Annotated in this window: 12 protein-coding genes and 1 tRNA gene; 11 read left to right on the top strand and 2 right to left on the bottom strand. The window is 73.9% G+C overall.

The window, feature by feature from the left end; translation table 11 throughout:
* Nucleotides 1–81 precede the first annotated feature (81 nt).
* The 10 genes from IG64_RS35135 to IG64_RS35090 all read left to right on the top strand — a co-directional run bounded on the left by IG64_RS35135 (nt 82) and on the right by IG64_RS35090 (nt 9,187).
* On the top strand, nt 82–516 hold the full coding sequence (locus IG64_RS35135; RefSeq protein WP_037864036.1) for a roadblock/LC7 domain-containing protein: 435 nt from the start codon (nt 82–84) through the stop codon (nt 514–516).
* A complete protein-coding gene (locus tag IG64_RS35130; RefSeq protein ID WP_037864035.1) occupies nt 513–890 on the top strand; it encodes a DUF742 domain-containing protein in 378 nt (125 codons plus the stop codon). The genes IG64_RS35135 and IG64_RS35130 overlap by 4 nt, the downstream gene beginning before the upstream one ends.
* Complete coding sequence (locus tag IG64_RS35125; protein ID WP_037864029.1) at nt 868–1,509, top strand: GTP-binding protein; 642 nt, start codon at nt 868–870, stop codon at nt 1,507–1,509. The genes IG64_RS35130 and IG64_RS35125 overlap by 23 nt, the downstream gene beginning before the upstream one ends.
* Before the next feature lie 79 nt (nt 1,510–1,588).
* Nucleotides 1,589–2,236 (top strand): GAF domain-containing protein, encoded by a 648-nt coding sequence (locus IG64_RS35120; protein ID WP_037864026.1) that lies wholly within the window; start codon nt 1,589–1,591, stop codon nt 2,234–2,236.
* Between the two features lie 317 nt (nt 2,237–2,553).
* Nucleotides 2,554–3,582, top strand: coding sequence for an L-threonine 3-dehydrogenase (gene tdh / locus IG64_RS35115; protein WP_037864024.1), 1,029 nt, complete (start codon nt 2,554–2,556; stop codon nt 3,580–3,582).
* A gap of 180 nt (nt 3,583–3,762) precedes the next feature.
* Nucleotides 3,763–4,962: a glycine C-acetyltransferase gene (locus tag IG64_RS35110; RefSeq protein ID WP_037864023.1), complete on the top strand. Its 1,200-nt coding sequence runs from the start codon at nt 3,763–3,765 to the stop codon at nt 4,960–4,962.
* Nucleotides 4,963–5,248: 286 nt separating this feature from the next.
* On the top strand, nt 5,249–6,199 hold the full coding sequence (locus tag IG64_RS35105) for a LysR family transcriptional regulator (RefSeq protein WP_051813704.1): 951 nt from the start codon (nt 5,249–5,251) through the stop codon (nt 6,197–6,199).
* A gap of 499 nt (nt 6,200–6,698) precedes the next feature.
* Nucleotides 6,699–7,214: a GNAT family N-acetyltransferase gene (locus tag IG64_RS35100; RefSeq protein WP_199811723.1), complete on the top strand. Its 516-nt coding sequence runs from the start codon at nt 6,699–6,701 to the stop codon at nt 7,212–7,214.
* A gap of 54 nt (nt 7,215–7,268) precedes the next feature.
* Complete coding sequence (locus IG64_RS35095) at nt 7,269–7,628, top strand: MmcQ/YjbR family DNA-binding protein (RefSeq protein WP_037864085.1); 360 nt, start codon at nt 7,269–7,271, stop codon at nt 7,626–7,628.
* 128 nt (nt 7,629–7,756) lie between these two features.
* The gene (locus IG64_RS35090; protein ID WP_234438707.1) at nt 7,757–9,187 is read left to right on the top strand and encodes an MFS transporter; all 1,431 of its coding nucleotides are present in this window, start codon (nt 7,757–7,759) and stop codon (nt 9,185–9,187) included.
* Nucleotides 9,188–9,236: 49 nt separating this feature from the next.
* On the opposite strand, the gene IG64_RS35085 is transcribed toward IG64_RS35090, so the two are convergent.
* Entirely contained in the window at nt 9,237–10,151 is a 915-nt protein-coding gene (locus IG64_RS35085) for a transketolase family protein (protein ID WP_037864021.1), read from the bottom strand.
* A 190-nt stretch (nt 10,152–10,341) separates the two neighbouring features.
* The gene (locus IG64_RS35080; protein ID WP_037864016.1) at nt 10,342–11,049 is read right to left on the bottom strand and encodes a transketolase; all 708 of its coding nucleotides are present in this window, start codon (nt 11,047–11,049) and stop codon (nt 10,342–10,344) included.
* A gap of 255 nt (nt 11,050–11,304) precedes the next feature.
* Here IG64_RS35080 and IG64_RS35075 point away from each other — a divergent pair.
* Nucleotides 11,305–11,378, top strand: a tRNA-Pro gene (locus IG64_RS35075).
* The last annotated feature ends 25 nt before the right edge of the window (nt 11,379–11,403 follow it).

Genomic DNA, 11,403 nt, shown 5'->3' with positions numbered 1-11,403 from the left:
CCCCTCACCGCTTCCCCTCTCACCCCCACCGCCGCCCCCAGCGGCCCCGCAGACCTTCGTACCCCAAGGAGTCGATCCACCATGGCGAGCGATGCGCCGACCGGCCATGTCTCCGACCTCGACTGGCTCATGAGCGGCCTCGTGCAGCGCGTACCGCACACGACCAGCGCGGTCCTGCTGTCCTGCGACGGGCTGGTCAAGTCCGTGCACGGCCTCGACCCCGACAGCGCCGACCACATGGCCGCGCTGGCCTCCGGCCTCTACTCCCTCGGCCGCAGCGCCGGCATCCGGTTCGGCGACGGCGGCGACGTACGGCAGGTCGTCGTCGAACTCGACTCGACCCTGCTGTTCGTCACCACCGCCGGCTCCGGCACCTGCCTCGCCGTGCTCGCCGGCCGGGAGGCCGACGCGGCGGTGCTCGGATACGAGATGGCGATGCTGGTCAAGAGCGTCCGTCCCTACCTGGTGACCGCGCCCCGCCAGCACAGTGCCGAACCCCCGGCGCTGAGGCCTTGAGCGCGGCGACGGCAGGTGACGGGCCCTGGCTCGACGACGCGGCCGGGCGGCTGGTGCGCCCCTTCACGGTCAGCAACGGCCGCACCCGGCCCAGTGTCGCGCTCGACCTCATGTCGCAGGTGATGGCGACCGGGGTGACGCCACTGGGCTACCTCGGACCCGAGCACGGCCAGGCACTCGACCTGTGCCTGTGCCCGGTCTCGGTGGCCGAGGTGGCCGCCCATCTGAAGCTGCCTGCGGCGGTGGCCAAAGTGCTGCTCTCCGACCTGGTCGACTGCGGCGCCCTGACCACCAAACCGCCCGTCACCCACCACCATCCCACCGACCGGGCTCTTCTGGAGGCAGTGCTCGATGGACTACGACGACAGCTCTGACTACGACGACGGCCGTGCGGACGGCCGCGAGGGCCGCACCGATCCCTTCCCCACCGCGCTCAAGATCCTGGTGGCGGGCGGGTTCGGGGTGGGCAAGACCACCTTCGTCGGCGCCGTGAGCGAGATCGCGCCGCTCAGCACGGAGGAACTGCTCACCACGGCGGGCGCGGACACGGACAGCCTCGACGGCGTAGAGAACAAGGTCGAGACGACCGTGGCGATGGACTTCGGACGCATCACCCTCGATCCGCGGCACGTGCTGTACCTGTTCGGCACACCCGGCCAGGAGCGGTTCTGGTTCATGTGGGACGAGCTGTCGGAGGGCGCCCTCGGCGCGGTGATCCTCGCCGACACCCGCCGCCTGGAGGAGTGCTTCGCCGCCGTCGACTTCTTCGAGCGGCGCGGCCTCGCCTTCATCGTCGCCGTCAACGAGTTCGACGGCGCCCACCGCTACGCCCCGCAGGAGGTCCGCGCCGCGCTCGACCTCGACCCGGAGATCCCCGTCGTGCGCTGCGACGCCCGCATCTCCAGTTCGGGCGTCCAGACCCTGCTGACCCTGGTACGCCACCTCATCGCCCACGCGCCCGCGCCCGCGCCGAGTCACGGCGCCCACCTGTGATGCCCGACCCCACCCCGTCCCGGAGCCCGCACATGACACGCCCGTACCCGACACACGCCCGCAGCGCCGGAGTCCGGTCATGACCTACGACCCGCCCCGCCCGGCAGGTCGCCTGCTGCTCACCCCGGAGGACAAGGAAGGGCCCGCCCGGGCCCGGCGGTTGCGCCGGCTGGGGCTGGGCGAGCGGGCCGAACCGGCTCTCGACGCCTTCGCGGACCGGCTCGCCGGCCGCACCCGAGCGCCCTACGCCATGGTCAACTTCCCTGGCGAGCAAGGGCAGTTCTTCGCCGGTCTGCACCGGCCGTCCCGTGACGTCCTGGACGTGGACGCGCCGGCGCCGGTCGCAGCGGTGGGACCGGCCGGCCCGGGCGATGCGGCAGGCGGTGAGGGGATCCGGCGGGAACTGGGCCGCCGCCTCGCCCGTGACCACGGGTTCTGCCCCCACGTGCTGGCCCGGGGGAAGGCGCTGGTGCTGGAGGACGTCCGTGACTACCCGCGCTTCGCGGGCAACGCGGTCGTCGACGAGTTCGGCATCCGGTCCTACCTCGGGGCGCCGCTCCTCGACAGCGCGGGCCTGGTGCTGGGCACGGTGTGCGTCGTCGACGTCGAGCCGCGGCCGTGGGGCCGGGAGGGACTCGACACCATCAAGGCGGCGGCGGACGAACTGAGCCGGCGGCTGCGGCGGCGCGAGGCGGTGGACGGCCCCGACGGCCCGCTGCCGGGCTGAACCCGTCAGAGTCCCGAGGGTCCGCCGCCGGGCGGAAGCGGTCAGAGTCCTGAGGGTCCGCCGCCGGGCGGAAGCGGCCAGGGAGCCGAGGGTCCGCCGCCGGGCTGAACCGGTCGGGGACCCCGACGGCCCGGCCGTGTCGTGGGCCGCTTCCGGACGGCGTGAAGGAAAGCTGTGGCCGTGATTAAGAAATCCTCGATGGACCGGCGCACCCCGCGTACGGCAGATTGCCTGGTGATTCCACCCCCTCGCCCCGGATGCGGGTCCCTTCGGCGTGCGCCGGACCCGGGCCGGGCCCGACTCACAGGAGCCGTTGCGTGAAGGCGCTGGTCAAGGAGAAGGCGGAGCCCGGGCTCTGGCTCGCGGACGTGCCCGAGCCCGCCGTCGGGCCCGGTGACGTACTGATCAAGGTCCTGCGGACCGGTATCTGCGGTACCGACCTGCACATCCGGGCCTGGGACGGCTGGGCGCAGCAGGCCATCCGCACCCCGCTCGTGGTCGGTCACGAGTTCGTCGGCGAGGTCGTCGCCACCGGCCGCGACGTCACCGAGATCAAGACCGGTGACCGGGTCAGCGGCGAGGGCCACCTGGTGTGCGGCAAGTGCCGCAACTGCCTGGCCGGCCGCCGCCACCTGTGCCGGGCCACCGTCGGTCTGGGCGTGGGCCGCGACGGTGCCTTCGCCGAGTACGTCGCCCTGCCGGCCGGCAACGTGTGGGTGCACCGCGTCCCCGTCGACCTGGACATCGCCGCGATCTTCGATCCGTTCGGCAACGCCGTGCACACCGCGCTCTCCTTCCCGCTGGTCGGCGAGGACGTGCTGATCACCGGTGCCGGGCCCATCGGTCTGATGGCGGCGGCGGTCGCGCGGCACGCCGGCGCGCGCAACGTCGTGATCACCGACGTGAGCGAGGAGCGCCTGGAACTGGCCCGCAAGATCGGCGTGAGCCTCGCGCTCAACGTCGCCGGGACCACCATCGCCGAGGGCCAGCGCGCGCTCGGCCTGCGCGAGGGCTTCGACATCGGCCTGGAGATGTCCGGCCGCCCCGAGGCGATGCGCGACATGATCGCCAACATGACGCACGGCGGCCGGATCGCCATGCTGGGCCTGCCGTCCGAGGAGTTCCCGGTCGACTGGGCGCGCATCGTCACGTCGATGATCACCGTCAAGGGCATCTACGGCCGGGAGATGTTCGAGACCTGGTACGCCATGTCGGTGCTGCTGGAGGGCGGCCTCGACCTCGCCCCGGTGATCACCGGCCGCTACGGCTACGCCGACTTCGAGGCGGCCTTCGCGGACGCCGCGAGCGGCAGGGGCGGCAAGGTCATCCTGGACTGGACCGCCTGAGCCCCGGCCCGTCCGCCTCCACGGCGCGGAAGCCCGGGCCGGGACAGCCTTCCGCACCCCGGAGGGAGCCTGTCCCGGCGCAGCGGCCGTGCCCAGCCCTCCGGGCCTTCGCGCGCCCGCTGCCCCGGCCCGGGCGCGCCCCTTCGGCCCACTCGCCCTCTCATCCCCATGGAGTCTTGGATGTTCACCTCCGTCCGCGACGACCTGCGCGCCACCCTCGACGAGATCCGCGCCGCCGGTCTGCACAAGCCCGAGCGCGTCATCGGCACCCCCCAGTCGGCGACCGTCGAGGTCACCGCGGGCGGCCGGCCCGGCGAGGTCCTCAACTTCTGCGCCAACAACTACCTGGGCCTCGCCGACCACCCCGAGGTCGTCGCCGCCGCCCACCAGGCCCTGGACCGCTGGGGCTACGGCATGGCCTCCGTACGCTTCATCTGCGGCACGCAGGAGGTGCACAAGGAACTGGAGGCCCGGCTGTCGGCGTTCCTCGGCCAGGAGGACACGATCCTGTACTCCTCCTGCTTCGACGCCAACGGCGGTGTCTTCGAGACGCTGCTCGGCGCGGAGGACGCGGTCATCTCCGACGCCCTCAACCACGCCTCCATCATCGACGGCATCCGCCTGTCCAAGGCCCGCCGCTTCCGTTACGCCAACCGTGACATGGCCGACCTGGAGCGGCAGCTGAAGGAGGCGGACGAGGGCGGCGCGCGCCGCAAGCTCGTCGTCACCGACGGCGTCTTCTCGATGGACGGCTACGTCGCCCCGCTGCGCGAGATCTGCGACCTGGCCGACCGCTACGGCGCGATGGTCATGGTCGACGACTCGCACGCCGTCGGCTTCGTCGGCCCCGGCGGACGCGGCACCCCCGAACTGCACGGCGTCATGGACCGCGTCGACATCATCACCGGCACCCTCGGCAAGGCGCTCGGCGGGGCGTCCGGCGGTTACGTCGCCGCCCGCGCCGAGATCGTCGCCCTGCTGCGCCAGCGCTCGCGGCCGTACCTCTTCTCCAACACCCTCGCCCCGGTGATCGCGGCCGCCTCCCTGAAGGTGCTCGACCTGCTGGAGTCGGCCGACGACCTGCGGGTCCGGCTGGCGGAGAACACCTCGCTCTTCCGCTCCCGGATGACCGCGGAGGGCTTCGACATCCTCCCGGGCGACCACGCCATCGCGCCCGTGATGATCGGTGACGCGGCGAAGGCCGGCCGGATGGCGGAGCTGCTGCTGGAGCGGGGCGTGTACGTGATCGGCTTCTCTTACCCGGTGGTGCCGCAGGGGCAGGCCCGGATCCGGGTGCAGCTCTCCGCCGCGCACTCGACGGCCGACGTGAACCGCGCGGTGGACGCGTTCGTCGCGGCCCGCGCGGAACTGGAGGGCTGAGCGGAGGGGGCTGAGCGGAGCGCGGCCGCCGGGGCCGCCGGGCGACCGGTCCGACCGGGAGGGACGAACGGGCGCCCCGGCCGGGCGACCCGGGCGACGGATCTCACCGAAGCCGACGCCGCTTCCGGCCCCGGACCAGCCCCGGACCGGCCTCTGGCGGCCCCGGCGGCGCCCGCCCGGGATCAGGCGGCCGGTCCGGGCGGGCCCGTCGCCGGCCGGGCCGGTGGGACGGACCGCTGACCGGTCCCGCGTGTCCGGTGAGCGGTGGGCTTGCGATAATCGGCCCATGATCGAAGCGCGGCGGCTGCACATCCTGCGGGCGGTGGCCGACCACCGTACGGTGACGGCGGCTGCCGCCGCGCTCTACCTGACACCCTCGGCGGTCTCCCAGCAGCTGACCGCCCTGGAGCAGGAGACCGGCCACCGGCTGGTGGAACGCGGAGCCAAGGGCGTACGGCTGACCCCGGCGGGCGAGATCCTGCTGAACCACACCAACGCGGTGCTGGCCCAGCTGGAACGGGCGGAGGCCGAGCTGGCCGCCTACGGGTCGGGCGAGGCCGGCACCGTCACCGTCGCGGCCTTCGCCACCGGCATCGCCGAGGTCGTCGCGCCCGCCGTGTCCCGCCTGGCCCGGACGGCACCCGGCATCCGGATCCGGGTCCAGGACGCGGAGGGCGACGCGAGCCTGCCCATGGTGCTGGACCGGCAGGTCGACGTGGCGGTCGCCGTCGAGTACCGCGGGGCGCCGCCCGCCGACGACCCCCGCCTCACCCACGTCCCGCTGTACGCCGAACCGTTCGACGCGGTCGTCCCGGTCGCCCACCGCATGGCCGGCACCCCCGAGGTTCCGCTCGCGGAACTGGCGAAGGACCCCTGGATCGGCCCCTATCCCGGCAATCCGTGCCACGACGTGGTCGTCCTGGCCTGCGAGAGCGCCGGCTTCCAGCCCCGCCTCGAACACTCCTCCGACGACTTCCGGGCGGTCGTCGCGCTCGCCTCGGCCGACGCGGGCGTGGCCCTCGTCCCGCGCTCCGCGCTGCGCGGAATGGACCTGACGGGCGTGGTCGTGCGCCCCGTGGACGGTGTGGCGCCCACGCGCCGGGTCTTCGCCGCGGTACGCCGGGGCGCCGAGGAGCACCCGCTGATCCGCCCGGTGCTGGACGCGCTGGGAGAGGCGGCCGGACACCAGGCCCTGTCGTCACATTCCCGTCCGCCCGCGGGGCGGGCGGGAATGTGACGACAGGGCTTAGAGCTGCGAACAAAAGTGGGCCCCGGCGGGCGGCGCCCGGCACGCGCCCTCGCCGCGTTGCCAGAAGGCCCTGGCAGCTCCGCTGCAAGGACCTTCCGGCGCCTTGCGATCGCACGCACCGGACACCGCCCGCTGACCGGAACCCACTTTTGTTCGCAGCTCTTAGCGGCGCGGTCCCGGCAGAGGGCCGCCCACTTTGCTCCTGCGTCTGCTCCTGCTCCGCGTCCGTTTGCATCGGTCTCCTGCCTCCTGCCTCCTGCCTCCTGCGTTCTGCGTTCTGAGTTCTGAGTTCTGCGGTGAGCGTCCCGTAACACGGATGTTTCCTGTCCGGGCTAGCTTCCCGGACATGGCAGAGAGGGCACACGTGGAGGACTTCGAAGGCGCCGCGGAGCCGGTGGGCGTCCAGGACTCGCAAGGCGTCGAGAACGCGGGAAGGACGGAAGACGTGGAGAACGCGGTCCGGGGCGGCGGTGGTACGCCCGTGACGGTGACCACGGCCCGGCTGGACGCCGCCGGAATCGACGCCCGCGTCGAGGAGTTGGCGGAACTGCTGACCGACACGGTGGCAGGCGGCGCCTCCGTCGGTTTCCTCGCCCCCCTGGACCGGGCCGACGCGGTCGCCTGGTGGCAGGAGCGGTCGGCCGGCGTGGCGGCGGGCCGGCTGGCGGTGTGGGCCGCGTACGACACGGACGGCCGGGTGACCGGGACCGTCAGCCTCGCCTTCCCCGGCAGACCCAACAGCCGCCACCGGGCCGAGCTGGTCAAGCTCATGGTGCACCGGCACGCCCGCGGCCAGGGCCTGGGCCGCGGGCTGCTGGCCGTCGCGGAGGAGGCGGCCGCGGCGGCGGGCGTCACCCTGCTGCACCTGGACACCGAGACCGGCAGCCCGGCGGAGCACCTGTACCGGTCGGCCGGCTGGACGCGGGTCGGGGTGATCCCGGACTACGCGGCCGACCCGGCCGGGACACTGCGGCCGACGACGATCTACTGCAAGCGGCTGTGAGCGGCCGGTCCGCTCCCGGGGTGACTGTCAGTGGGACCGGCTAGCGTGCCGGACATGCAGGATCCCGAAGACGTACGCCGTATCGCCCTGTCCCTGCCGGACACGACGGAGAAGACCGCCTGGGGCATGCCCACGTTCCGCGTCGCGGGCAAGATGTTCGCCACGCTGCCGGAGGACGAGACCTCCATCGCCGTGCGCTGCCCCAAGGACGAGCGCGACGAACTGGTCCTGGCGGAGCCGGAGAAGTTCTGGATCGCCCGTCACGAGGCCCAGTTCGCCTGGGTGAGGCTCCGCCTCGCGGCACTGGAGGACGAGGGCGAACTGCGCGACATCCTCGCCGACTCCTGGCGTCAGGCGGCCCCGGACCGGCTCCTGGAGGCCCACCCCGGACTCGGGCTGCCCGCCCAGGGGTGAAAACCCCTCGGGCGTTGTCAGCGGGCCGTGGCATGATCCGCAGGACGGGGGCGGGCGCGGGAGGGAGCCGCGCCCACCGCTGAGCGACGGGCGCGGCGGGGCCGGCCGGGGAGGGGAGCGTCGAAGGAATGACAGGGGCGTCTGCGCAGTCGTCGTCGGGGGAGGAGACGGCGGGGGCGGCTGAGACGGCGGGGCGGGCGGGGGCCGCCGAGACGGCGGTGGCGGGCGGGACGGACGGTCCGGCAGGCGTTGCCGTGGGAGTGCCGGCGGGCGATGCGTCGGCCCTCGGTGCGTCGGCGGCCGGTGCGGCCCGGCCGGTCTGGTCGCGGGACTTCGCGCTGTTCTTCGTCGCCCGCGCCGTCGCCCGGCTCGGCGACACCATGCTGCCCGTCGCACTGGCCGCGGGCCTGTTGCAGCACGGGTACGGCGCGGGCGCGGTGGGCCTCGCCATGGCCTCGACCGCGGCCGCCTTCGCCGGACTCGTGGTCTTCGGCGGCGTCATCGCCGACCGCTTCAGCACCCGCAGACTGATGATCGGCGCCGACCTGGTGCGCCTGGGCACCCAGTCGGCGGCAGCGGTCCTCTTCTTCTCCGGGCACGTGGTGCTCTGGGAGATCTGCCTCATCGGCCTGGTCAACGGCGTGGCGGGCGCCGTCTTCCAGCCCGGCGTGGCCAGTACGGTGCCGCGCCTCGCCACCGACATCCAGGGCGCCAACGGCGCGATACGGATCGCCGAGTCCGCCGCCCAGCTCGCCGGCCCCGCCGTCGCCGGCCTCCTCGTGGGCTTCGCCTCGCCCGGCGGGGTCTTCGCCGCCCACGGAGCCACCTACGCGATCAGCGCCCTGTGCCTGCTGCTGCTCAGACTGCCGCCGCCGAGGCCCGGCAGCCGTCCTGCGGCCGGTCACGGGCAGGGCACCTTCAAGGCCGACCTGGCCGAGGGCTGGCGGGAGTTCCGAGCACGGACGTGGCTGTGGGGTGTCATCGCGATCTGGTGCCTCTACATGATCGCCGTGTGGGGCCCGACCGTCCCGCTGGTGGCCACCGAGGTGGTCCAGCAGCACGGCCCACGGGCCTACGGCCTGATCAACTCCGCCCTCGGCGCGGGCACCGTCGTCGGCGGGTTCCTCGCGCTGCGGCTGCGCCCGCGCCGGATGCTGCGCGCCGGGGCGGTCGCCCTGTTCGCGTTCGTCTGGTTCCCGGCGGCCGTCGGAGCCGGTCTCGGGGTAGGGGCCATGGCCGCGGGAGCCGCCGTCGCGGGGGCCGGACAGGCGTTCTGGGGCGTGATGTGGGCGACCAGCGTCCAGACGCAGGTCCCCTCCGACGTCCTCAACCGCATCCACGCCTACGACGTGGCGGGCTCCCTCGCCATGATGCCCGTGGGCCAGGCCCTCGCCGGACCGTCCGCCTCCCTGCTCGGCGCGGGACACGTCCTGCTGGTGTCCGCGGTGATGAGCCTCGTGGTCCCGGTCGCGCTGCTCGCGGTCCCCGCGATACGCGGCCTCGTACGCGCCGACGGGCGCGGGCCGCAGGCCGGGCGGGGGCATCCGGCGCGGAGCTGACCGCGGTGCTCTCCGCGCCCGCCGCCCCGGCAGCCGCGGCGCCCGCCGCTCAGGCGTCCCCGGCGCCCGGCGCGAGGAACGTGGAGATCCGCTCCCGCAGGGACGGGGCGTCCAGGCCGTGCGCCGCGGCATGCTCCTCGACGGTGCCGTACCGCCGTAGTTCGGCGCGGCCCACCCCCAGGCCCAGGACCCGGTGGGGGACGTCGTGGAGCGCGTCGTTCGCCGCCGCCGTCGAGGTGCCCGCCAGGTACGGCTCGACGAGGACCACGTCGGTGCCGGCCGAGCGGGTGGCCCGGCGCAGGGCCGCCGTGTCGAAGGGCCGCACGGTCGTCGCGTACAGCACGGTGACGTCCAGGCCCTCCGTGGCGCCGAGCACCGCGTCGAGCAGGGGTCCGACGGCGACCACGACCCCGGAACGGCCCTCGCGCACCGTCACGAAGTGCTCGCCGTCCACCGGCCGCCCGTGCGCGTTCGACTGCACGGACAGCCGTACGTACACCTTGTCCTCTCCCGCCGCGACCGCGTGCCGCAGCAGGGACTCGGCCTCGTCCGGGTGCCCGGGCACGTGGACCGTCCAGCCGTCCAGGGTGTCGAACAGGGCCACGTCACCGGGCGCCATGTGGGTGTAGCCGCCGGCGGGCCAGTCGAACGAGGCGGCCGCGCTCACCAGCACCGCGCCCGCCCCCTGGTGTCCCAGGTCCAGTTTCACCTGCTCGAAGGGGCGCTCCACGAGGAAGCTGGCGAAGGTGTGCACCACCGGCCGCATACCGGTCAGCGCCAGGCCCGCCCCGGCCCCGACGAGGAGCTGCTCGCGGATGCCCACGTTGATCACCCGGTCGGGGTGCCGCTGCCGGGCTGCGGCGAACGCGTCCTTGCCGATCTCGGCGAGGACGACCGCCACCCGGGGATCCTCGTCGAGCAGACGGGAGACGACGGGGGCGAAACGGTCACGCATGGTGTCCATGGGGATCGGGTCCTTCTGTGTCGGGACGGGGGAGAGGGAGGGGCGGAGGAGGCGCGGGGGACGGGACGGCAGCGTGCCCGGTGGGCGCGGTGGGCACGGTGGGCCGGGGAGGTCCGAGGGGGCCGGAGGGATCGCGGGGGCCGGAGAGGCCGTGAGACGGCCGTGGCGTCCGGGAAGCGCCCGGCGGCCGTCAGGAGGTCTTCGGCTCCACCCGTGCCACCACCACGTGCGGGCGGCCCGGATGCGGCGCGGTGAACGCGGCGTGCAGCGCCTCGTGGTCGCGGCCGTCGACGGTCACCGCCGACCAGCCCGCGGCCTCGAAACGGGCGGCGATCCCGCCCGGCCGGGCATGGCTCGCGGAGGCGTTGTCGACGACCACGGTGTGCAGCTGTTCGAGTCCGGCCGGACCGGCGAAGGCGATCGCCTCGTGGTTGCTCCCCTCGTCCAGCTCGGCGTCGCCCGTCAGCACCCACACCCGGGGCTCGTTCAGGCCCTGGGCGCGCAGTCCGAGGGCCGTGCCGACGGCCAGGGGCAGCCCGTGCCCCAGCGAGCCGCTGCCGATCTCCACGCCCGGCACCAGGGTCCGGTCCGGGTGGTGTCCGAGCGGGGAGTCGTAGGATCCGAAGCCCGGCAGCCACTCCACCGGCACGAAACCCCGGGCGGCGAGAACCGCGTAGTAGGCCATCGGGCCGTGTCCCTTGGACAGCAGGAACCGGTCGCGCCCGGGATCGTCCTGGCTCCCCGGGCCGACGCGGAGCACCCGGTCGTACAGGACCCAGAGCACGTCCAGCGTGGACGTGGCCGCAGGCCCGTGCTTCTCGTCACCCGTCATGAGCCCCATCAGCCGGGGCAGGTCGGCGTACCCGTAGGTGCGCCCGCGTTCTTCGGTGGTGGTCATGGCGACGATCGTGCAACCTCAAGCAAGCTTGAGGTCAAGTCGCTGCCGGACACGTGCTCCCCGCCACGTGCTGCCGGGCGCTTGCTGCCGGACGTGTGCTCCTGGGCACGTGCTGCGTACGGCGCCGACGGCCCCGGCGTCCCGAGCGGACGCCCCGGTGCGACGCCCGCGGAAAGGCGTGCGCGACCACCGACCCGAGTGCGGTATGGTTTTCCTGCGCGTTCGGCCAGGGGAAACCCCAGGTCAAGCGGGCAACGGGACGTGGCGCAGCTTGGTAGCGCACTTGACTGGGGGTCAAGGGGTCGCAGGTTCAAATCCTGTCGTCCCGACTCGTGAGAGTCGCAGATCAGGGCC

Source organism: Streptomyces sp. NRRL S-340, from assembly GCF_000720185.1.
Lineage (GTDB): Bacteria > Actinomycetota > Actinomycetes > Streptomycetales > Streptomycetaceae > Streptomyces.
Note: the sequence above shows the minus strand (reverse complement) of the source record. Positions and strands in the feature narration are given on the sequence as shown.